At 45.9% G+C, this 22,048-nt stretch carries 19 protein-coding genes and 1 pseudogene; 5 read left to right on the top strand and 15 right to left on the bottom strand.

Features of this window, described 5'->3' with window-relative positions:
* Nucleotides 1-37: 37 nt before the first annotated feature.
* From KP014_RS07225 to KP014_RS07180, 10 genes are all read right to left on the bottom strand, one after another.
* Nucleotides 38-1,279 carry an MFS transporter gene (locus KP014_RS07225; RefSeq protein WP_036597837.1) on the bottom strand — a complete coding sequence of 414 codons (1,242 nt, stop codon included), beginning with the start codon at nucleotides 1,277-1,279 and terminating at the stop codon, nucleotides 38-40.
* A gap of 209 nt (nucleotides 1,280-1,488) precedes the next feature.
* On the bottom strand, nucleotides 1,489-3,681 hold the full coding sequence (locus tag KP014_RS07220) for an alpha-galactosidase (protein WP_036597839.1): 2,193 nt from the start codon (nucleotides 3,679-3,681) through the stop codon (nucleotides 1,489-1,491).
* 66 nt (nucleotides 3,682-3,747) lie between these two features.
* The gene (locus KP014_RS07215; protein WP_036597841.1) at nucleotides 3,748-4,773 is read right to left on the bottom strand and encodes a LacI family DNA-binding transcriptional regulator; all 1,026 of its coding nucleotides are present in this window, start codon (nucleotides 4,771-4,773) and stop codon (nucleotides 3,748-3,750) included.
* Nucleotides 4,774-4,984: 211 nt separating this feature from the next.
* Nucleotides 4,985-5,842, bottom strand: a complete 858-nt coding sequence (gene aroE, locus KP014_RS07210; protein WP_036597842.1) for a shikimate dehydrogenase — start codon at nucleotides 5,840-5,842, stop codon at nucleotides 4,985-4,987.
* 21 nt (nucleotides 5,843-5,863) lie between these two features.
* Complete coding sequence (locus KP014_RS07205) at nucleotides 5,864-6,559, bottom strand: DUF2271 domain-containing protein (protein ID WP_051500272.1); 696 nt, start codon at nucleotides 6,557-6,559, stop codon at nucleotides 5,864-5,866.
* 156 nt (nucleotides 6,560-6,715) lie between these two features.
* Nucleotides 6,716-7,462: a FadR/GntR family transcriptional regulator gene (locus tag KP014_RS07200; protein WP_036590842.1), complete on the bottom strand. Its 747-nt coding sequence runs from the start codon at nucleotides 7,460-7,462 to the stop codon at nucleotides 6,716-6,718.
* A gap of 104 nt (nucleotides 7,463-7,566) precedes the next feature.
* Nucleotides 7,567-9,618 (bottom strand): FtsX-like permease family protein, encoded by a 2,052-nt coding sequence (locus tag KP014_RS07195; protein WP_036590846.1) that lies wholly within the window; start codon nucleotides 9,616-9,618, stop codon nucleotides 7,567-7,569.
* The gene (locus KP014_RS07190; RefSeq protein ID WP_036590849.1) at nucleotides 9,608-10,375 is read right to left on the bottom strand and encodes an ABC transporter ATP-binding protein; all 768 of its coding nucleotides are present in this window, start codon (nucleotides 10,373-10,375) and stop codon (nucleotides 9,608-9,610) included. Before KP014_RS07190 ends, KP014_RS07195 begins: the two co-directional genes overlap by 11 nt.
* A gap of 145 nt (nucleotides 10,376-10,520) precedes the next feature.
* Nucleotides 10,521-11,531: a sensor histidine kinase gene (locus KP014_RS07185; protein ID WP_036590852.1), complete on the bottom strand. Its 1,011-nt coding sequence runs from the start codon at nucleotides 11,529-11,531 to the stop codon at nucleotides 10,521-10,523.
* The gene (locus KP014_RS07180) at nucleotides 11,528-12,196 is read right to left on the bottom strand and encodes a response regulator transcription factor (RefSeq protein ID WP_036590855.1); all 669 of its coding nucleotides are present in this window, start codon (nucleotides 12,194-12,196) and stop codon (nucleotides 11,528-11,530) included. The genes KP014_RS07185 and KP014_RS07180 overlap by 4 nt, the downstream gene beginning before the upstream one ends.
* Nucleotides 12,197-12,346: 150 nt before the next feature.
* Here KP014_RS07180 and KP014_RS29335 point away from each other — a divergent pair.
* The 3 genes and pseudogenes from KP014_RS29335 to KP014_RS07165 form a co-directional block, all read left to right on the top strand.
* Nucleotides 12,347-12,523, top strand: a pseudogene (locus tag KP014_RS29335) (LytTR family DNA-binding domain-containing protein); the annotation flags it as partial.
* 239 nt (nucleotides 12,524-12,762) lie between these two features.
* A complete protein-coding gene (locus KP014_RS07170; protein ID WP_036590858.1) occupies nucleotides 12,763-13,881 on the top strand; it encodes an ABC transporter substrate-binding protein in 1,119 nt (372 codons plus the stop codon).
* 89 nt (nucleotides 13,882-13,970) lie between these two features.
* Nucleotides 13,971-14,708 carry a class I SAM-dependent methyltransferase gene (locus KP014_RS07165; protein ID WP_036590861.1) on the top strand — a complete coding sequence of 246 codons (738 nt, stop codon included), beginning with the start codon at nucleotides 13,971-13,973 and terminating at the stop codon, nucleotides 14,706-14,708.
* Nucleotides 14,709-14,732: 24 nt separating this feature from the next.
* On the opposite strand, the gene KP014_RS07160 is transcribed toward KP014_RS07165, so the two are convergent.
* Nucleotides 14,733-15,566: a helix-turn-helix transcriptional regulator gene (locus KP014_RS07160; RefSeq protein ID WP_036590862.1), complete on the bottom strand. Its 834-nt coding sequence runs from the start codon at nucleotides 15,564-15,566 to the stop codon at nucleotides 14,733-14,735.
* A 164-nt stretch (nucleotides 15,567-15,730) separates the two neighbouring features.
* On the opposite strand from KP014_RS07160, the gene KP014_RS07155 reads away from it, so the two are divergent.
* Both KP014_RS07155 and KP014_RS07150 read left to right on the top strand, forming a co-directional pair.
* On the top strand, nucleotides 15,731-16,894 hold the full coding sequence (locus KP014_RS07155; RefSeq protein WP_036590864.1) for an MFS transporter: 1,164 nt from the start codon (nucleotides 15,731-15,733) through the stop codon (nucleotides 16,892-16,894).
* A 63-nt stretch (nucleotides 16,895-16,957) separates the two neighbouring features.
* Complete coding sequence (locus tag KP014_RS07150) at nucleotides 16,958-18,064, top strand: GerAB/ArcD/ProY family transporter (protein ID WP_090834399.1); 1,107 nt, start codon at nucleotides 16,958-16,960, stop codon at nucleotides 18,062-18,064.
* On the opposite strand, the gene KP014_RS07145 is transcribed toward KP014_RS07150, so the two are convergent.
* From KP014_RS07145 to KP014_RS07130, 4 genes are all read right to left on the bottom strand, one after another.
* Complete coding sequence (locus KP014_RS07145) at nucleotides 18,061-18,294, bottom strand: hypothetical protein (protein WP_139210618.1); 234 nt, start codon at nucleotides 18,292-18,294, stop codon at nucleotides 18,061-18,063. The two genes, KP014_RS07150 and KP014_RS07145, sit on opposite strands and share 4 nt — an antisense overlap.
* Nucleotides 18,291-19,463 carry a Ger(x)C family spore germination protein gene (locus KP014_RS07140; RefSeq protein ID WP_246590736.1) on the bottom strand — a complete coding sequence of 391 codons (1,173 nt, stop codon included), beginning with the start codon at nucleotides 19,461-19,463 and terminating at the stop codon, nucleotides 18,291-18,293. The genes KP014_RS07145 and KP014_RS07140 overlap by 4 nt, the downstream gene beginning before the upstream one ends.
* Before the next feature lie 10 nt (nucleotides 19,464-19,473).
* Nucleotides 19,474-21,012: a spore germination protein gene (locus KP014_RS07135; RefSeq protein WP_051499554.1), complete on the bottom strand. Its 1,539-nt coding sequence runs from the start codon at nucleotides 21,010-21,012 to the stop codon at nucleotides 19,474-19,476.
* An 86-nt stretch (nucleotides 21,013-21,098) separates the two neighbouring features.
* On the bottom strand, nucleotides 21,099-21,965 hold the full coding sequence (locus tag KP014_RS07130; protein ID WP_139210619.1) for a LysR family transcriptional regulator: 867 nt from the start codon (nucleotides 21,963-21,965) through the stop codon (nucleotides 21,099-21,101).
* Between the last annotated feature and the right edge of the window lie 83 nt (nucleotides 21,966-22,048).

Below are 22,048 nucleotides of genomic sequence, written 5' to 3'. Positions count from 1 at the left end.
ATTATACCTCAGTATTTTAGCTTGATGACTGCTGAATTCAGCTCGCTTCTTGAGCGCTTACATTTTTCACAATAAGCATCTTTTTGCCGGATAATGTAAAGATTGAGATGGCAGTGAACACGAGAGCAATGGAACCAAGCAGCAAGTATGCGCTTTTAAATCCAACGGTATCATACATGTTCCCCGCGATGGTCGACAGGAAGATGGCTCCTACTTGCTTGGAGAACTGGAATCCAATCAGATAAATCGTCGCTGACAATCTCATATCAAAATTCGCCGAGATGTATTTGAAGACGGCCACCAGCAGGATCGGAACTTCCAGGGCATGCATTAATTTTAGCAGGCTGATTGCAACCGCTCCGTCCGCCACACTTGATCCCAAGATCCGGATAGACATAATGAAACCTGCATACAGCAGAGCATTTTTCGCTCCGATTTTATTAATAATGAACGGCGCCAGGATCATTACAATCGCTTCCAAAAAGATTTGCAAGGTTACGAGGTTGCCAAAGACCTGAGTTCCCTTCTCCGGTGTGGCAAAGAAATGGGTGAAATATACGGCAAACTGCTGATCATAAACATCGTATATGCAGCCAACGCCAAGGACGTACAGTACGAACATCCAGAACTTTTTGTTCTTAAAAAGCTCGAGGGTAGATCCTTTGGGGGGCGCCGCTGCTTTGTCTGCATTTACCGCGCTAGGCTCGGAATTCCCCATTTTGGCAAAGGAGAACACCACGGCCAGCAGGAGAGCCATGCCTGTGCCTATCCAGAAGATCAAATCGGGATTCGTATTGAACAAATGCCCAGTAACAAAAGTACTTGCCGCAGCGCCAATGTTCCCGAACACTCTGACCCGCCCGTATTCAAACCCGTTCAAATGACTGACTCTCTCAATATAAGCTTCGATTGCGCCAACGCCTCCATTGAAAATTGCCCCCAGGTAAGCGCCCCCAATTACAGCCGCCAGAATGATATTCGTCTTGAGCAAAGCCGGAAATAAATAAACGAAGAACGGTCCGATAAACACCAATAATCCGATAAACAGCCAGAGTAAATTCTTTTTCAGGCCGAGTTTATCTGACACGATTCCGAAAAAAGGCTGAAAGCAAATGGCTGCAATTGATATAGCAGAGAAAATAACGCCTGTCTTAGTGGAATTAAGGCCGCCTTCTTGGGTCAGCCAGAGAGATAAAAACATCGTGCAAGCAGCCCAAATAAAGAAGTAAAGCATAAAGAATACCCCAAAAATCCAATAATTTCTGTTAAGCGTTCTCATTAATTCTCCTCCTTCAACATGATAAGGCTCGCAAACAGTAAAACGCTTTCTACAACGTAACTAGTTAAATGCCGGTTGTTTTTACTAAAATAAGTATACCAAAGATAACGCATACATTCAATAGAACGTTTGCATTACCTAAAAAATAGTTCTAAAGACAGTAAAACGGCCCCTCCCTAAGGGAAAGGCCGTAAGTTTACCGCACTCTTTTAATTAACTTCAGTAAAATGCCAAACATAACTATGGAAATCCCGCTCGGCTTCTGTAGGAATACTCAAGCCGACATAAGCAAGCTCATCGCCGCCGTATACCTCGTCCGTCCCGGTCAGCCGGTATTTCTTGGTCACATCGATTCCGTTCAATTTCAGGAACTTGAGCGGAGCCGCAGGCTCGGCAAGAACATTGAAATAGAAGGCGATGACTTCTTTCTTGTCTTGATCGGCAAACAGCCAGGCGGTATCATTTCCTTCAAATGGGCTGAGCAGGCGGTAGAAATCTCCGAATTGAATCAAGCTTCTGATCTCCTTGTACTTGGCTACCTGCTGCTTGACCGTCTCTTTCTCCTCATCCGTCAGCTTGGTCAGATCCAGCTCATAGCCCAGGTTGCCGGACATCGCCACGTCGCCCCGCATCTCCATCGAAGTGATCCGGTGAACCTGGTGGTTCGGGACTGCGGATACATGGGAGCCCATTGTAATGATCGGGTACACGAGGCTTGTGCCATACTGGATTTTCAACCGGGAAATGGCGTCGGTGTTGTCGCTGGTCCACGTCTGCGGCATATAGTAGAGAATACCGGGATCGAATCGTCCCCCCCCGCCGGAGCAGCTCTCAAACAGGACTTCGGGAAAAGAGGAGGTGATGGCATCCATGACTTTGTATAACCCGAGCATGTAACGATGCGCCGTCTCCCTCTGTCTGTCAGCAGGCAGGGACGCCGACCCGATCTCCGTCATATGACGGTTCATATCCCATTTCACATAGGAAATCGGAACCGTGCCAAGTATCGCGCTTACCTGTCTGATAATTTCTTCACATACCTCTTCCCTTGAAAAATCAAGAATCAACTGATTGCGGCTCTCGGAACGGGGACGATTCGGCACATGCAGGCACCAATCCGGGTGTTTACGGTATAAATCGCTGTCCACCGAGATCATCTCGGGCTCAAACCACAGTCCGAACTGCAGCCCCATTTCTTTGACACGCTCCGCTACGGTGTCCAGCCCTTCCGGCAGCTTCTCCCGGTCCACGAACCAGTCGCCGAGCGAGGACTTGTCGTCATTTCTTTTTTCAAACCAACCGTCGTCCAGGACAAACAGCTCGATTCCAAGCTCCTTGCCGGCGCTCGCGATATCGAGTATTTTATCGGCATTGAAATCGAAGTACGTCGCTTCCCAGTTGTTCACCAGAATAGGCCGTTCTTTGTCACGGTGGAGTCCTCTCGTCAGCCGTGTGCGATATAGAGCGTGGAAGGTTCTCGACATATCTCCAAGGCCTTCGGATGAGTAAACCATAACCGCTTCGGGCGCCTGGAATTCTTCGCCGGGTTCGAGCTTCCAGCTAAAATCAAAAGGATTAATTCCCATCGTCACTCTTGTGTTGCGGAACTGATCCACCTCGGCCTGGGCCAGGAAATTACCGCTGTATACAAAGTTAAATGCGAATACTTCGCCTGAGGTTTCATTCGCGCCTGTTCTGAGCAGGGCAATGAACGGGTTATGCTGGTGGCTGCTGGCGCCCCGGCTGCTCTCGATGGACTGGATTCCATGTCTGAGCGGCCGTCTTTCGATATGTCTCTCTTTGACATGGGCTCCATACAAGTGAAGGAAATCGAAGTCGGCATCTTGAAAATCCACACTTAGGCTTAAGGCTCTCAGCAGCTTCAGGGACTCGGTCCCCTTATTCGCGAACCGCACCGATCTCGTAATGACATTGAACTGCTCAAACACGGTATAGCTTAAAATAACACGCAGTCCGGACACTTTATCTTCCGTTACGATCTCAAGCGTTTCCGCTTCCTGTTCATTCTCTACATATGTAGCAGGAAGGCCTTCCAAAGCAGGTTTCCCCTTAAAAATGGCATGTGACACGTAGCGCAAATCGGATACCGTCGATCCGTTCTCAAGCTGGACCTGGTAAGCGGGCTTCCGGTAATCCGTATTCCCGTATTGAGGATACTCTTGCGGAAGCGTATCGAGAGAGAAGGCACGGTCTTCCTTATATGGATTTCCGGAAAATCCCCGGTCGAGCAGCTGAATCCGGTTGGAATGATGATACTCATTGATTTTTCTACCCCAATACAGATGCAGCAGGAATTCATCACGAACAATTCCTAGCACATAACTGGTATCCTTTGCTTGCAAATGAAAAAGTCTGTTCTCTGCATCAAATTGAATTCCCATCGATCAAATCACTCCTAAATGGTTTGTGGTGGCTGGCATTGGAAGCAGCGTATGGATATATGGTTTTCATGCTTTATGCCCGGTGCTCTCTCTTACAACAAGTTCGGTAGGCAAAGTTACTCTCAGCGGCACTTCTCTTCCGCTCTTCATACGGTCGGCCAAAAGCTTCACCGCGGTTCTTCCCATTTCCTCCGTGTGGACCTTGACCGTAGACAGCGTCGGATTCAAAAAAGCGGATGCCTCGATATCATCAAAGCTAAAAATGGAAATATCATCGGGAACTTTAATGCCTGCCTCATGCAGCGCTTTCATGGCGCCTATGGCCATAGGGTCGCTGGCAACCACAACCGCACTCGGAAAAGACTTGCTGCCTATGAGCTGCTTCATCAGGGTATATCCGCTCATCGGTCCGAACTCCCCTACCAGAACGTTATCCGCTTGAAAAAGTCCCTCTTCCTTCATGATTCTCTCATAAGTGCTCAGCCGGATATCCTCTTTATCAATCGCTCTTCCATTATGGATGCTGCGGATTAAGCCTTTGCCGCCAATGTAGGCGATCTGACGATGTCCGGCGCCGAACAGGTAGTTTAAAATCTTACGGGTAGCGGTTTCAAAGTCGGAAATCACAGCATCATAATTTTCTTCCTCGGGCAAGAAATCAACGAACACAATATTGCGATTATGGCCATAAGCCTCTTTAAGCTCCTCGCTGTTGACGTCTCCCAGAACAATAAGCCCGTCAAGACCGGCCATTCTGCCCGGAGAAAAATCGCTTTTGCCAATATTGAAGACCGAGGCAATCTTGACCGAATATTGATCACATACACTCTCGACGCCTTGTCTCATGGACATGAAGTAAGGATCAATAGCCTCATCATTCGTCAGAATCAAGCCTATGTTAAAGGCTTCCTTGTCCTGAACGGCTTTGGTTCTCTTTCTTCTTCCGGGCTTATAGTTCAGTTCATTCACAACTTCCAGAACTCTCTTCCTCGTTTCACCCGAGACGGAAAGCGATGGGTCATTGTTCAATATTCTGGATACCGTAGCCGTTGAAACATTTGCGAATTCCGCAACATCCTTAATTCTCGTCATATTGTTCACAACCCCGCTAATTTACTAAGAAATTTACTTAATACTTAGTAAACTTCATATTCCTAATATATCAAAGAAATCGTTTTCAATCAATATTTTATACAAAAATCCCGAGCCTGCCGGTTAAGGCTTGCACGGGATTTATGTTAAAGCGCCGATTTTTCATGATGATACGATGATTACAAATTGATAATCTCAGAGCCTGCGGAACTCAGGTTAGCCCAAACTCATTTTTCAACGTTTGCGTCATAATGTCGATAGGAGCTTCCACTCCTGTCCATAATGTAAAATTAACCGCCCCTTGATTGACCAGCATTCCGAGTCCGTTGATTGTCTTCGCGCCGCGGCGCTCAGCCTCCTGCAAAAAGACGGTGTGGGGATCATTGAAGATAACGTCGCTGACCGTCGTATTCGGCTTGATCGTATCGTAGTTCACATCAGGTTTATCGTTGACATTCGGGTACAGCCCCACCGAAGTGGCATTGACCAAGATATCGGTGTCCGCCGGCACTTCGAGCGCATTGTCCCACGGGATATATTCGGCTTTCGCGCTGGTACGCTCATTGATGAGCAAGGCAAGTTCTGTTCCGCGCGTTCTGCCGCGGTTGGCGATATTCACCTTGGCCGCTCCGGCAAGCGCGCATTCCACGCTGATGGCCCGCGCCGCTCCGCCTGCCCCGAGCACCGTGATTGTCTTTCCCGCAACCGAAATTCCTTCATTCGTAAGCGAAGTCAAGAAGCCTTTGCCGTCGGTATTCTCTCCCCACAGCTTGCCGTCGTTGTTGACGACCATATTGACGGCGCCAATCAATTCCGCCGCTTCCGACAGCTCATCGAGATAGCGAAGAACCTCCACCTTATGGGGAATGGTCAGGTTGATCCCGCGCATATGAAGTACGCGCACCGCCTTCATGGCTGCTTCCAGATCACCCTCATTTACTTTGATCGTCAGATACCGGTAGTCGAGGCCTTTCGCCTTAAATGCCGCCTCTTCCATGACTCCGGTAGGATTCTCATCAATCGGGCAGCCAAAGGCCCCTACAAGCTCCGAACGGTAATTCTTTCCCATCTGCTAATTTCCTCCTTTAATTTAAGGCATATACACGGCAGTCACTTGGCCAATCATGCCGCTCTGTGCTGCTTCATCGGTCGTATATTTCACATCGGCTTCCGACTCGGTCCGCTCTTTGCCGACCGCGATCGTTCCCTCGTACAAGATCCGGTTCTCCCAGCGGGTCGTCCCCTCCACATAGAACCGGTAGGTCCCATCCGGAACGGGGTTGCCGTCTTGATCTTTGCAGTCCCAGGCAAACTTCAACTGACCGCTGGAAAGGGTCGCTCCCGAGACCGCGTCCGCCTCTTCCGGCGAGGCCTGTGCAAGTCCCGAGTGCTCCACCCAAGTCGGAATGGCCTCCGGCCGCAGTTTATACCCTCCGGTAGCGATAAACCGGGTGGCATAAAGCGTGTTGACAAATCGGCCGCTGCCATCCTCTATCCATACGGCGAACTGATTGGTGGCGATTCCGTCCTGGCGGACGAAAGGAAATGAAATTTCCAGCGTTCGGCGTACATCCCCTGGTTGTGCAGAACCTGCGGCCTGACCGTGCTCTCCGGCGGCAGAAGAACCGCCCGGAGAAGCGGCTGGCGATGGGCTGACTGCCGCGCCTGAAAGTGAATTTGCCGGCTGGCTGCTTGTTGCCTCCGGGCCGCCCCCGCCGCAAGCCGCCCCCAGCAGCACAAGCAGAAGCGCCGACAATAACAGTCCGGCGCCCTTGATCTTTTTCATAACTGAGTAACTCCTTTCGTAAGAAGAAACGCCTGACGGCGTCTTTTCAAGACGCAGGTGCATTTCTCGTAAAAATATAAGACGAAACGATAGGCGCGCAGCTTATAAAGTCTTATATTTCAAGATAGCCCGCAAAGTGCGGCTATGCTTCGATGCTTATTCCCTTTTGCCGTCGAAGTCCTCCTTCAGCTTGTCTACGTCCAGAGCAGCCCGGATGTGCAGAATATGCTCTCTCATCGCCAGGTATGCGGCTTCGCCGTCCCGCTGCTCAATGGCACGGACAATGCTTCCGTGATAAGCAACCGATTCTTCAACGTGAAGCGGGTTCACCGTGTATTTTCCATCGAAAATATGACGGCTCTGCCCTGCGTGACGGACAGTATCGATGATCTGCAGAAAGAAGTTGTTATGAGCAGCGGCGGCGATTCCCAAATGAACTTCATTGTCATACTCCAGCACGGTTACGATATCCGCCTCATTCTGTGAATACCGGCGCACCGTCTCTTCGTGCCTGCTCATCGCCTCTTTGATCTTGTCCAAATCCTCATCCGTACGGTTCATGGCGGCCAGCCTGGACGCATCGGCCTCCAGCAAGACCCTCGCCTCAAAAATCTCCTCAATCAGTGAACGATCAAACAAGCGGTAGGTCCGGATAATCTTGCCGATCACGCCCGGATTATACTCGCTGACGAACGTGCCTTCTCCTTGGCGGGCCTCCAGAATTCCCAGCGTCGACAACGCCGAAATCGCTTCTCGCAGCGGAACCCGGCTCACTCCAAGCCTGTCGGACAACTCGCGCTCATTGGTCAGCTTATCGCCGGATTTCAGTTCGCCGTTCTCAATTTTTTGCAAAATATGCTGAATCACGTATTCTCTAATGTTCTGTTTCTCTACCGGCGGCATAGGGCTTGCTCCTCTGCAAAACAAAATGGTTATACCAATACTGGCATAACCATTTTACCGCTGCTCTATTTGTTCGGTCAAGGAAGAAGGGGATTGTTCCATCATTATAAATCCAAATTCCTTTTAAAGCTTAAATATGTCGTTGCAAAATAACTTAAATAGATTCCGACAATCATAATTAGCGAGATGCATATATTAAGTCCAAAGAGTCTGGTTCCTACATAAGTGCTTATTTCGTTATAATTTTTCGTTGAGAATTGATACAAAAATATTCCGAATGCCAACATAGCCGTTATTACCGGAATACTAAAATATATACCGATCTGCTTAAAAATCAACCAGTTGATATCCAGCCTATCCACGCCTATTTTTCCGAGAATCTGGTAAGATCTTCGGTTCTCCAGTGAATCCGATAGCTGCTGCAGAGCAAGTAATGTTAAACAGATAATCAGTAAAATAGTCCCTCCGTACAATCCTATAATCCTTATTAACAGTGAGCTTGAAGTTCCCTCATTGATCTGCTCAGTTTTGGTTCTCGTGACAATAAAATTTTTAAATTCAGGATCATCGGCGTATTTCTGATATAACGCTGAGTAATTTTTTTTAACCAAATTTTCGATTAAAGGGGCTATCGTAGTGGAAAATGCATAGCTCATTTTCTTTTTGGTATTAGCGTAGAAGTTGATATTGGCGGCAAGTAATCCTTTGCAGGCCTTATCAGGCAGAACAAAAGTATAATCGGTATATGAATTATAGACAGCTTCTCCCAATGAATCCGTGTAGGTTTGGTTATAACTTCCCTTAAATGATGCATTTCCCACATGAATCTCTGGATGATTATCCATATATTTTCGGATTACCTCATCGGATGTCTTCCCATCCCATTGCATTGCAAATTCATTATCTTGCAATACGATTGCTTCATATCCGGCCATTTTTCTGAGCTGATTATAATCACTTAATGAAATAGCGAGTACCGGAAAATTAGTTTTACGTCTTTTGTAAAAATCTTGTTCATTCATGAAATACATTTTAAATTGAACATACTCCTTGATTCCAAATTCACTGTTTTGGATGTGGTTGTATACCGGCCCATAATCAATCGCAGGCAGATCTTCAATTTTTGTTATAGAGTTATAGACGCTGTTGATCTGAACATCAAATACACTTCGGTATGCCAAATACCCCTTTGCCCATTCGGATAAAATAGGACTCACAGAAAAACATAAGATAGAACCAAACAATGATAGAGTTACCGTTGCCATCATCATTGAGGTTGTATTAATTTTAGAAAGCAAGCTGCCAAGCAAAAATAAGTTGGTATGTTTGTACTTAAAGTAAATTAAGTTATCTTTTACCAGGACTATGAAATAGGCCAAGGAATAAAATAAAGCATAAGTTCCCAGAATAATTCCGATAATAACTTTGAGCAGAATCTGATTTTTAACAGAAACATCCACAGCTAAAAGATGCTGTACCTGCATGTATCTATGAAGATTGACAAACGCAAAAATAAAACTCAGTACAGATAACACAGCTATTAATATATAGAACCACTTACCCCTTGCAAATTGTATCTCCGTCTTCCTCTCATCATTAAACATGTCAATCAATTTAATTCTTGATAAATTTCTAAGGTTAAACATCCCTATAATCAGAAATATCACTATAAAAAATATAGCCGTCGATAAAACGGTGTCCGGGTACACTCTGAAACCAAAAGAAATACTGCTATCAATCGAAGTCTGAATCAAAACGGTTAGTACCTGTGAAAATAAAGTTCCGAGCAAGATTCCCATAACAATAGACCAAAGAAGTATAATCAGGGTTTCAATGACAAACATATAAGCCACATTACTCTGCCCAATGCCTAATAAAATATAGGTAGCGAACTCTCTCTTACGTCTCCTTATCATATATTTGTTAACTTGGTAGACTAAAAAAACAAGGATTGCTGAAATGAGATAGGCTGCGTATTGGACATATTTATAAAATTGATCAAGGTTATAATTGATCCCAGTCACCAATTCATAACGTGAACTGGATAAGGAACTAAATGCATAGAATAAACTTACTGATAATGTTAAGGTTACAAAATAAATCAAGTAATCTTTTGCAGCTCTTTTGGCGTTACGAAGAGACAGTTTAGCGTACACTCCTAACATCCCCCCCGAGTAAAGCCATTGTGTCTAGAATTTGGTTGAAAAACTGCTTACGCGTTAGCTCTCCTTTTATCAACTCAGTGAAAATCTTTCCATCCTTTATGACTAAAATCCGGTTACAATAACTTGCGGAAAACGCGTCATGAGTCACCATTAATATCGTGGCTTTCATGGTCTGATTTAAATCAGAAATGGCTTCCAGCAGCATTTGAGCGGATTTTGAATCAAGTGAGCCGGTAGGTTCATCAGCTAGAATAAGCTTTGGCTTCGTGATTATGGCTCTGGCGCAAGCGGCACGCTGTTTCTGTCCTCCTGAAACCTCATAAGGATATTTTTTTAGAATTTCTTCAATCCCTAGTTTTGTTGCTATTTTGGTCACCAGTTCGTCTATAGTCTTGGGTGAATATCGGTTGATTGTTAGAGCTAAAGCAATATTCTCCTGGACAGTCAGAGTGTCAAGCAAATTAAAGTCTTGAAAAACAAATCCCAAGTTCTTTCTCCTGAAGGAAGCTATTTCTTTGGGACGCATCTCGGTAATATCCTGTCCGCCAATGTAAATATGACCTGAACTAACATGGTCAATTGTCGCGATCATATTCAAAAGCGTTGTCTTTCCGGAACCGGATGGTCCCATAACACCGATGAACTCTCCTTCTGCAACAGTAAAGCTAAGATCGTCGATGGCCTTGGTTATACTCGATTTTCCGCCATAGTATTTCTCAATGTTTTTTAATTCCAATATAGATTGCATGCGCATCACCTCTGCTTATACTTTATAACTTTCCAGTTCCCGGTGGTATTAAGTAAGCTTACGGCAAACTTACAAATTCGTAAGAAAAAAAGAACCCTCCGCCAGTCGTAATACACTGATCGAAAGGTTCCTTTGTCTGCATACCTTATAGTTTGACAAGACGTCCTTTTGGAAAAAAAATAATGACTTTAGTATACTCGTGTTCTTTAGATTGAATTTCAATAAGCAATCCCAATTTCTCACACATTTTTTTACACAAATATAGTCCTATACCAGTTGATTTTTTAAATTGCCTTCCCTTATTTCCCGTATAGCCTTTATCAAACAGACGGGGCAACTCATGACTGGATATCCCTATTCCGTTATCTTCAATGACCAGCATCACTCCATTTTTTTTATCTTCGGCATAAATATTTATACATGGGGACTGATCACTTCTGTACTTAATGGAGTTCATTAGCAACTCATTTAGAATAAATTCAACCCACTTATGATCGGAATAGACGGTTTTCTCAAGGCCTTTGAGCTCTACTTTGATTTTATTTTTGATAAACATCTGCTTATTTTCAACCAATACAGAGTGAACACTGGTTGCCAAAGAACATTCTTTTATTAAATAATCATTCTCCACATGCTCACTTCTGGCATAAAATAGGGCTTGCTCAACATAATGATCAATACGTTCCAATTCGGAGAGTATCAATCGTGTCACTTCCGACTTATTATTTTCCCCGCTTAGCTTTATGGCTGAAATAGGAGTTTTTATTTCATGCACCCATTGCTCAACATACTCCTTATATTCCTTACGGTCATTTTTAATCATCGTTATTTCTTCAAGCATTGATTTATTGGCCATTTTTAAAAGGGTATAGTAGGTTATAGAGTCCACATAGCGGGGCGGTTCTATAATTTCGGATATCAAATACTTTTTTTCCGAATCACTTGCATTTTTGAGTATATTATCGAAATATTTCCTTCTTGATATGTAATGGACAGAATAAAAAGTAATTAGAATCATATGCCACACTAAAAAAATTAAAATGACGATCTCGGTTGGATTTCCAAGGCTAAATAAAATAATAGCAAGAAATATCGAACAGAATATATTTAATAAAATAGATGAGCTTTTGTCTCGGAGAAATAAATCTAATCTCATACCATGTACCCCTGACCTCGTTTCGTTTGTATATAATTGGTTATCCCCAGGCTTTCAAGCTTATTTCTTATTCGGGTAATATTTACGCTCAGTGTATTATCGTCTACAAACATTTCACTATCCCACAAGTGCTCAATAATATCACTTCTTGAGACAATCGTCCCTTTCTTAATCATTAAATAATGCAGAATCTTTAGCTCATTTTTGGTCAGCTCTATACTTTTTGAATCATACTCCATTCTGCTTGATAACAGATGCAGCTCTACTCCGCCATGTTTTACCACATCTCCTGATGCTGTCTGTGAATAAGCTCTTTTTAGAAGTGCGGCTATTCTTGCTAATAATACAGCGATATTGTAAGGCTTGGTTATAAAGTCATCTCCTCCGAGAGTGATGCTCATCAACTCATCAATCTCAGAATTACGGCTGGTTACAAATATGATCGGAACATTCGAGGATCGGCGAATCTCAGTACAAAGCGTAAACCCATCAACCCCTGGAAGATTAATATCCAGCAATAGTAAGTTTGGCTGTGTTGATAATATTAGCTCAGGCAAGTTAATGAATTCAGTAAGCGCAGTAACCTTGTATCCTTCTTTAATTAACACATTTGAAAGCTCAGTCCGAATTTCTATAGAATCCTCAACAAGCATAATATTGTACATGAATTGAAATCACCGCCTAAAAATATAATTATTTGCCATTCGCTTTTCATTATAATATAATATCATCGTTTGAATAATTTAACATTAATTATATGAAAATCCAATAGTGTATGAGCAAGTAGAATTCAAGTGCTATAATACTTTTTAAAGGTACATAGATCATATATTTTGAATACAAAACATATAAAAGCCATAGACAAAAGCACCTACACTATATTTATGACCAACAACGAAATTTGTTATGCCTCCAAACGATACTTGCAGAAAGTTTTGACCCAACTCCTCCGCTTGAGTAACGCAGATAGATACAACTTGTCGAAGGTATGAAAAACAGTAAACATTTTCCACCCCCCCCCTAAATCCCAAGCAGTAACTTTGTTATCCACTCATAACATCACTATATTTAATTTCAATAATCATATTTAGTGCATATAAATATAAATTAATATAGTTTAGACATATTTAGTTCATTGCTTTATGAATATTGCTCTTATATAATGGTCACTAACATTGTCGAAACATATCAAATTATGTTTCAAACGCTTTTAGAATCAGGGGGAATTGTGATGAAAAACAGGCGAATCTTATTGACTTTATTGCTGTGTACACTTCTGCTGATGCTTCCGCTCTACGGCTGCGGGAATGGAACGAATACGGCGGCGAACAACGCTCAGACCGGGGAGCAGCAGCCCGCTCCATCCGCTAAACCGACCTATACCATTGTCGATCAATTAGGCCGTACGGTTGAAATTCCCAAGAAAGTGGACAGAATCGTTGCCCTGCAGCACCATACATTGGATATTATGCTGGAGCTTCATGCTCAGGACAAGCTGGTAGGCGTGTTGCGCGATTGGGAGAGCTTGCTCGGAAGCTATGCAGCCGATGTATATCCGGGGATACGGAATTTGGAAACTCCGGGGTCGATCTCCGAATTGAATGTTGAGGCTGTCGCCAGTCTGAAGCCGGATGTCGTATTCGTGTCCAACCAGATTCCGAAAGAGACCCTTGCGCAGCTTGAACAGCTTGGCATACCTGTTGTTGGAATCACTTTGTATGTCGCGGATAAAGAACAGGCTTCAACGATAAATCCCAGCCTTGTTAATCCGGATGAGGCTTATACCGAAGGACTCAAACAGGCGATCGACCTGATCGGCCAAATTACGGGAACAGAAAATAAAGCGGCAGAGTTATGGAATTATGTCGTCAGCAACCGGGCCATCGTATCCGAACACTTGAGCGCAGTTCCGGAACAGGACAGAATCAAGGTCTACATGGCTAACGAGAATATGTACACTTACGGTACAGGCAAATATGTCGGTGTGGCCATGGCCAAAGCAGGCGCCCGCAACGTCGCGGAAACGATAAAAGGGTACAAACAGGTCAGTGTTGAACAGGTTACAGCGTGGAATCCGGAAGTGATTTTTGTACAGAGCCGCTATGCATCCGTACTGGATGAAATACGGGGCGATAAAGCATGGGCCGCAATTGATGCTGTTAAGAATGGCAAGCTTATTATCGCGCCGGATTATACCAAGCCTTGGGGCAATCCTACGCCGGAATCTATGGCCCTCGGCGAAATTTGGCTGGCCAAAACTTTATATCCGGATGCATTTAAAGATGTGGACCTGAACGCAATGGTTCAGCATTTCTACCAAACCTTCTACGGCATCGATTATAAAGAATAGTACATTACCGATCACTGCTTCGACATGTTAGCGCATCTCGGGGCAGTGATTTTTTTGGAAAGTCACTAATATAAGGAGCTGAGTAAATAATGCAGGAACGAATTAACAACTATTGGACGGATCGGGCCGATGATTTCAGCGAGCTGCGTCTGCATGACTTTAATAGCGGTCTGCGCGGGAAATATACCGAAGTGATCAAGGAGCATTTGCCGAAATTAGACTCGCCGAGAGTATTGGATCTGGGTACAGGCGCCGGCTTCTTTTCCTTCATTATGAAGGATCTGGGGTGCAGCGTGACCGGCATTGATTATTCAAGCGCGATGCTGGCCAAAGCCGAAGCCAACGCCGCCAATCTGGGGTATACCGGGATCGTGTACAAGCAAATGGATGCCCAGAGCCTCAGATTCCCCGATGAGAGCTTTGATTTCATCATCACCCGCAATGTAACCTGGACGCTGCCCGATCCTTACAAAGCGTACAGCGAAATGTGCCGCGTGCTTGCGCCCGGCGGCGGTATTTTAAATTTTGACGCCAACTATGGCCAAGCCTTCAAAGAAGCCGATGACAAGGGAGAGAATCTGTGCCATCCCACGCAAACCGCTGAACAGCTCAGGGAACGCAATGCCATTGCCAAGTCGTTGTACATATGCGATAAGACGCGCCCGCAGTGGGATGCGGAAGTGCTAATCTCGCTGGGCATGAAATATATCGAGATGGATCTGGATATCATTCGGCGGATCAAAGACGAGGCCAACACCGATTCGAGATACTCCACCATTTCCCAAAGCGTGACCTCCTCGCTGTTCATGGTATATGCGCGAAAATAGTTTGGAACAGCTTCACGGTATCCATCAGTCCAGCATCAAGCTCCGCAGTTTCTCCAGCGTTTCCTCCGTCTCGGGCATGTGCACCGTCACCAACAAATCCGGCGAGTCACTAACCTGGAATGAAAGGTGACCGAGAATAAGTTCGCCCGCTCGGGGATGGTGAAGGACCTTTCTTCCTTCCGGTGTATCCAGGACGTCATGCCGAGGCCACCATTCCCTGAATTCCTCGCTCTCCTTGGATAGTTTATCGATCATTTCAGACCACCAGGGGTCATCGATAAACCTTCCATAGGAGGCGCGAAACTGGGCCAGCCGCCTCTGCCCATGCTCTTCCCAACAATCCAGCAGCTCCCTCGTGTACGATGAAGTGAACGTGCGCCAAACGGAATTGCGCTCAAGCTCCGACATCTCATTATAATCTCCAAAAACCGCGCATGCGGCCCGGTTCCAGGCAATAAAGTCCCATCTGAGATTCGTCACATAAGCCGGACTCGGATTCTGATAGTCAAGAAATTGCTGCACGGATGGACTTACGTAACACTGCTCCTTCTTGTTGTCTAACGGGATGGTCTGCTCCGCCAGCAAGAACAAATGTCTTCTCTCACTGGGACTCAATTGCAGCACCCTCGCCAATTCCTCCAAAACCCGAGACGACACACGTATGTCCCTGCCTTGCTCCAACCAGGTATACCAATCCACGCTCACCCCCGCTAACAGAGCCACTTCTTCACGCCTCAGACCCGCCGTACGCCTTCTTCTTCCCAGTGGTAATCCAACCTTCTCCGGATGCAGTCGGGCCCGTCTTATTTTCAAAAAATCCCCAAGCTGCTTATTACGTGCCAAATCCATATCTATCATACGATCCTCCAATCAAAATAAGGTAGGAGAGCCAATCCCCTGATTCGCCCTTCTCTGGCTACTCTTCTGTTCCTATTATACTATGTTAAAAGTTTCTCCCGCCGCCCGGATACCGACAGTATACATACGTTTTAATCTGTTTTTAATCTTAGGAGGTTATCGCAATGAAAAGAATGCTGTGGACCATTTTGACTATGGCTATTGGAGCTACGCTCTCTTCGCCGCTGTACCCTTTATACCAGGAACGATTTCACCTAAGCAGCCTTGCCATCACGTTATTATTTGCCGTTTATGCCGCGTTTCTCTTGCCTGCGTTATTAATAGCGGGGCCAATTGCGAACGTCTGGGGATTAAAAAAAGTGACGATGACCGGTGTTGTTGCTTCGATGGTATCAGCTTTCCTGTTCATGGCAAACAATCAGGCCTGGACACTTTACCTGGCCAGAATTTGTGAGGGCGTCGGGTTTGGTACATTCATGGGAACCGCTACAACCTTATTGTTACAGCAAACTCCAAAAGCCAAAGCGGCCAAGGCATTGCCTTTATCCAGTATGGCCGTCATGCTCGGATTCGGACTGGGACCAGCGATTAGCGGTTTGCTCATTCAATACGTCCATTTCCAGCCGCTTCGTTTGCCATATATGCTGCTCTCCGTATTGCTAATAAGCGCGGCCGTTGCTCTATGGTCGATATCTGACAATCATTCAGAAAATAAGACAAGCTCAATGAAAATAAGTATTCCCAAAAATATCCGTCCCGTGTTCTGGTTATTTATCGCCTTGTCCGGTTTTATTGTGTTCTCTCTCAATGGCATCGTGTTGTCGTTAATACCCTCCTTTGCCAAAAATATTATTCATACCTCCAATCTTTCCGTTTCAGGATTGTTAATCTTGCTTCTTCTCGGCGGGGGCGGATTAGCGCAGCGAATTTCCTGGCCGAAGCAGCTTGTTACCCGCCTTCGGCTCGGCATCCTTTTTCTATTAATGGGTGCATGGTTGATGATCATTTCCGGGAAGACAACAAACCTTGGGTTCTTATGGACGGGAATATTCATTCAAGCAATCGGCGGCGGGTGGGCATTTCAAGCAAGCCTGCAGTTGGCTGGAACTGCGCCTAAGCCTGAAGATCGTGCAGGCGTCATTTCAACTTATTATTCCGCATCCTACTCAGGGTTCATCATCCCGATTGTTGGAGTGGGGTCGCTGAGCTTGTTTTTTGGCTTATTTCACTCACTTATTATTTTGAATGTAATTGCGACAATAATCGTAATATTTCTTGTTGGTTATTCATTTAAATGCAGAGGCTTATTAGGCGAGGCTGAGTTATGATGTGATCATGTTTAAACCAGATTGTAATGGAAAAAATAGAAGGATACCAACCTATGAAGAGATGTGAGAGTAAGCGTGCAGTCCAGCGGCAAAATATCCGGTTATCAGCTCAGCCTGCTTTTTTTCACCTTTATCGTATCTACTCTGATCTTGTCTGTTCCGGGAATCATGGTAGCCTTCGCCAAGCAAAATGCCTGGCTGTCGATTCTCCCAGCTTCATTAACGGGGATCGTGAACATCTATGTACTGACGGCACTGTCCAGGCGTTACCCCGGTCACTCCATCATGCAGTACACGGCCGCGATTTGCGGGAAATGGGGCGGCAAGCTTGTCGGAGTTTTTTTCACTTACTATTTGTTCTTCTTTATTTCCAGCACCGTAAACGAACACGCGCGATTTCTGAACAACGTTCTCCTGATGAATACGCCTTCGCTCGTATTGATCATATCGCTGCTGTTACTGTGCGGCCTCGCCGTACTGGCCGGGATTGAAACGATTGGCAGATGCAATGAGGTCATTGTACTTATCGTCGTTATGCTGCTGCTCCCCATCTTCATCTTTTCCATCCGGGATGCGGACCCTGCAAGGTTAACTCCTGTGCTCGCGGAGGGGCTCGTTCCGGTCATCAAAGGTTCGGTCGTTCCGTCCGCCTGGATGAGCCAATTCTTCTTCTTGGGATGGTTCCTCCCGCACTTGAACGAGAAGCCGCAGCAGGCCCGCAAAAAATTGCTCACGGCGCTCTGCGGTATCGTTCTGCTGATTATGGCCATCGACGCCCTGACCATCATGGTGTTCGGTCCGATCACGCCGCGGATGAATTTCGCTTTTCTAAATGTCATCAAATACACCGATATAATCGGGCCTTTGGAGAGGCTGGAAGCTATCGCCATTATGATCTGGATTCTCGGTATTTTCATTAAGGTGGCCATGCTGCTGTATATGCTCTGCATAAGCGCAACCCAACTGTTCGGCGCGAAAAATTACCGAAAAACCGTTGTTCCAATCACGGTGTTATCCGCTGTCGGTTCCGTTTGGATTTTCAAAAGTGCCGTAGAATTTCAAGTCTGGATTACGTTCACTTATCCGATTCTGGCTCTCTTCATGCAAAGCTTGCTCCCTTGTCTGCTGCTTGCCATTGATACGATCAAAGCAAAGCTTGTAAACCATTAACGGGACAAAATCGATTTCCCAATCGATTCAAATACGATTTTGTACGGCAGGACAAAGGTCGGGAACTCGATACCCGCGATCAGAAGCGCGCCGGTGACGGTGGACACAGCCATGGATAACCCATAGATCCAAGCTTCCCGCGTCTCGTTCCGGCTCCACAACCGGCGGATTTGAATGAAAGTGAAAGCGCCAAGACAAAGGACATATATAGCCGGCAGTATGAGCATCACTTCATGATCTCCTTGTCTTTAAATTGCAATGGAGGCCCGATTTCACCGGTATTGTTGATGGCGAGATTTACCGTTACAGAAATGTCGGCCTCCGTAAAATAGCGGTCCCACTCCTTCTCCACGGTGCGCCACTTCTTCGGGTTATCTCTTTGCAGCTGCTGGCTGAAGCCGACAATATCCGCATGATATTCAGTTTGGATTTTCCGCAGAAAAGCCTCCATATTTAGGACCACCTGTTTCTCAAGCGCCTTTTTCACTGTTCTGAGGTTGTTCGAGTTGGATACGTCAAGCTTGGAATCGTTCTCAACCAAATCCCCTTTTGCTGTTAGATCAATATGAAATTTGAGCGGATTGCTATTCCAATCGGTCTTGATTTTTGTTTTGCTGGAGGTTACGCTGAAAGCCGCATTTCCCATGCCGTCCGGCAGGCCGGCAGCGATGCCATCCCCCTTTTTATTTCCCTTGAACCAAAGAAATTCGTGCGTTTCCGTATTATTTAAAAACCCGACCAATTTTGACGATTTAAAAATTGCCGTTCCGGTTATACGGAACAGTGGCTTTTCGTCTTTTTTCCCCGAGCTGCGAAAAACGGTCGGCTCCAATACACCGGTTGTCGGGCTCATTCCCTCGCTTGCAGATGCAATCATATAATCGCGCAGCGTAGCAACCGTTCCTTTTCCCTGCAGCATCTCCATTTCCTTCAACGCTTCGGAGGGAGCAAGCTCATAAGGGTATTCAACTTGAAGAAGATCCCCCGCTTTTTTCCCTTTAACGACCAGTATATAGGCTTTCAAACGGTTTCGCGGATTCCGGGTGAACGTATCCAATATATCATCCAGGCCTTTACGGGCCAAAGCTTCCCCGACCAGGATCACGCTGCGGTGCGAAAAAAATAACGTTCTGGACATTTTTTGTTGAAGCTTTTGCTCAATTTCAATCCCGTTTTTTCCAACGTCCGAAATTAAAAAGAAGCGCTCCGTTTCCTTCGAGGCGCCGGACGTTTGCGAGGAAGGAGATGGAACGGCCACCTGAAGGGTTGCCTGCATTTGTCCGTCTTCCGCCAGATCAATCGCAGTTGCCATAACCAAACCGATATCGTTGATTTCTTTCCGGTCCCAACAACCGGTATGGATCAGCGGAATCAACAACAAAATCCCGATCAGCATCACTCGCTTCAAGCTACTCTCCTCCCTCCTGCCGCGGTGCTTTTACAGCTCTTTCGTAGGAGGGGCCGGATAGACCGCCGCCATTGTTTCTGGGCGCCCGGATCCAGACATCCTTGAAGGCTCTGAGCGAAAAGGGAGCTACCGGCGTAAAATAAGGAACCCCAAACGATTTTAAATGGACGACATAGAGCAGAATGCCCAAGAAACCGAGCGCCATCCCGTATAATCCCAGCGATCCCGCCAGAAGGATGATCGGAAACCGCAGCAGGCGGACTCCGTTGGCGAAATTAAACCGTGGAATGAGGAAGGCCGCTATGCCTGTCGTCGATACGACGATAAGGATGGGCGCCGAAATAATGCCCGCCAGCACGGCCGCCTGTCCGATGACAAGACCGCCGACGATGCTTACTGTCTGGCCTATAGCCCTTGGCAAGCGAATACCGGCTTCCCGCAGTGCCTCAAACATAATTTCCATGATTAACGCTTCGATCATGACCGGAAAAGGCACCGGTTCCCGCGCAGAGGCGATGCTCAGCAGCAAGCTGGTGGGGATCATTTCCTGATGATAAGACGTCACCGCAACAAAGAAGGAAGGGGCAAAAATAGCCACAAACAAAAAAATAAACCGGACCCATCTCGTGAAAGTGGCTACGGGGGAGTTAAGATAATAATCTTCGCTTGCCTGCAATCCGGCCCAGAACGTGGTGGGTACGATCATAACGAAGGGAGTGTTATCGACCAGAATAGCGACTCTTCCTTCCAGCAAGCTCCCTGCAACGACGTCCGGCCGTTCCGTTATTTGTACATGGGGAAAAATAGGAAACGGATCGTCTACGATCAGTTCCTCAATGGTGCCGGATTCCAATACGCCGTCGATTTGGATGGAAGCAATTTTGTTTCGTACCTGATCGATGACGGTATCATCGGCAAGTCCTTCGATATAAGCAACCAGCACCTTCGTTTCCGTCAACTCGCCTACGCTATAAGCCTCCATTTTCAGACGCGGAGTACGAAGATAATTGCGCAGCAGCCCAACATTAACGGACTGTCTTTCAATGAACCCTTCTTTGCCGCCTCGAATGACCTGTTCCGACGATGGCTCCTCGATAGATCTTTGGATTATGGCATTCACTGCAAAGCAAACGGCGTGATCTTCGCCTTCGGTGAACACGGCAGCATGCCCGCGCAGGACAAGCCGGATAATTTCCGACCATCTGGACGTCACAACCTTTTTGTCAACCGGCATCGATTCGCCTTCCCACGTTTCCGTTTCAACGGCCCTCCGGTTGTGCTGATCGGCCGTTAACGGCTTAACGAGCTGCTCACTCACTTTCTTGTCATCTGCCAAAGTTTCTAAGTAAACAATGATCTGCCTTAGCGTCCCGTCTAGATGATTAATTTTGCGGATCACCAAATCCGAGCACCTTTGAAACGCTTGCTTCACAAAGGCTTCATTCTGACTGATCTCGGCAGACAACGTTTCTTCTGTGGCAACAGGATCATCCATAGCCGGGGTACTGCTGCTCAGCCGTTTTCGTCGCCAGATCATCATCCGTAGCACCTCCGTACACAACTTTTACTGTAATAGCATGTGTCGTATAGGGGTGATTTATCCAGATTAATGGAATACCATAGCAGTTAAGCAAATAGCTGAAGTGCTGTTTCAATAAATAATTTTACAGCGATTGACGATTCCTCTAACGAGTGAACTGCGATATGAATATCCCGGTATCCCTCCGGATCAATCTCGCGAACGCCGACGTTTGGAGGCAGATTGTATAACGACAGCTCGGACATGATCGCCATTCCCAGTCCTTCTTGCACCATGTTTAAGCCTGTATTGTAGTTAAAGACCACAAATTTTTCCCGAGGATTCATTCCGGCTTTATTGAACCAATCGATAACAGGCGGTTCGAAGCCTGCTCTGCATATAATCATCGGTTCGTCCTGCAAATCCTGTACTCGTATTACGGTCTGTTTAAATAATGGGTGGTCGTCTCTTAGAACGGCGAACATTTTTTCACGGTATAACGGAAACGTCTCAAACTCATTAACCGGCGGAATAAGCAATCCTACATCAATGAACCGGGTTTCCAGCCACTCCTTGATTTCGGCTATGGTCCCTTCAAGGATCGAAAATTCGATATTCGGATATTTTTCAGAAATACAGCGGATAATCTTGGGAATAAAATGGGCGGAGGCTACCGGAAATGCTCCGATTCGAATCGTCCCTATTTCCAGTCCCTTTTCCTTGGCAATCTCCTGATCAACTTTCTCAAACCCCTGCAAAATCTCCCTGAAAATCCGGAGGATACGCTTCCCGATATCCGTAAGCATTGCCCCATTACGACGGTTACGAATGAACAGGACCACCCCAAGCTCAGCTTCGAGTGAGGATATGGCACGGCTTACGGCAGGCTGTGTCATATTCAGTTCCTGTCCGGCTCTAGTAAAGCTTCCCGTATCCGCAATTTTGACGATTAACTGCAATTGTGCATCATTCATACCGATTTTGATATGCCTCCTATGAATAATATTCATTTTATTTATATCTGAATGTATTGTATCATCAGATCAGAGCAAACGAC

The organism is Paenibacillus sophorae, assembly GCF_018966525.1.
Lineage (GTDB): Bacteria > Bacillota > Bacilli > Paenibacillales > Paenibacillaceae > Paenibacillus_AQ > Paenibacillus_AQ sophorae.
This window is presented reverse-complemented; position numbering and strand designations above follow the sequence as displayed.

Coding starts and splice junctions, on each gene's coding strand:
- aroE (WP_036597842.1), bottom strand. CDS start 5,842: ATGGGAAAGAATTACCGTTCGGAGCTTGTAGGGGCCTTTGGCTGCCCG.
- KP014_RS07155 (WP_036590864.1), top strand. CDS start 15,731: ATGAAAAGAATGCTGTGGACCATTTTGACTATGGCTATTGGAGCTACG.
- KP014_RS07135 (WP_051499554.1), bottom strand. CDS start 21,012: ATGATGATCTGGCGACGAAAACGGCTGAGCAGCAGTACCCCGGCTATG.
- KP014_RS07205 (WP_051500272.1), bottom strand. CDS start 6,559: ATGAAAAAGATCAAGGGCGCCGGACTGTTATTGTCGGCGCTTCTGCTT.
- KP014_RS07130 (WP_139210619.1), bottom strand. CDS start 21,965: ATGAATGATGCACAATTGCAGTTAATCGTCAAAATTGCGGATACGGGA.
- KP014_RS07200 (WP_036590842.1), bottom strand. CDS start 7,462: ATGCCGCCGGTAGAGAAACAGAACATTAGAGAATACGTGATTCAGCAT.
- KP014_RS07160 (WP_036590862.1), bottom strand. CDS start 15,566: ATGATAGATATGGATTTGGCACGTAATAAGCAGCTTGGGGATTTTTTG.
- KP014_RS07220 (WP_036597839.1), bottom strand. CDS start 3,681: ATGGGAATTCAATTTGATGCAGAGAACAGACTTTTTCATTTGCAAGCA.
- KP014_RS07215 (WP_036597841.1), bottom strand. CDS start 4,773: ATGACGAGAATTAAGGATGTTGCGGAATTCGCAAATGTTTCAACGGCT.
- KP014_RS07170 (WP_036590858.1), top strand. CDS start 12,763: ATGAAAAACAGGCGAATCTTATTGACTTTATTGCTGTGTACACTTCTG.
- KP014_RS07180 (WP_036590855.1), bottom strand. CDS start 12,196: ATGTACAATATTATGCTTGTTGAGGATTCTATAGAAATTCGGACTGAG.
- KP014_RS07165 (WP_036590861.1), top strand. CDS start 13,971: ATGCAGGAACGAATTAACAACTATTGGACGGATCGGGCCGATGATTTC.
- KP014_RS07190 (WP_036590849.1), bottom strand. CDS start 10,375: ATGCAATCTATATTGGAATTAAAAAACATTGAGAAATACTATGGCGGA.
- KP014_RS07185 (WP_036590852.1), bottom strand. CDS start 11,531: ATGAGATTAGATTTATTTCTCCGAGACAAAAGCTCATCTATTTTATTA.
- KP014_RS07225 (WP_036597837.1), bottom strand. CDS start 1,279: ATGAGAACGCTTAACAGAAATTATTGGATTTTTGGGGTATTCTTTATG.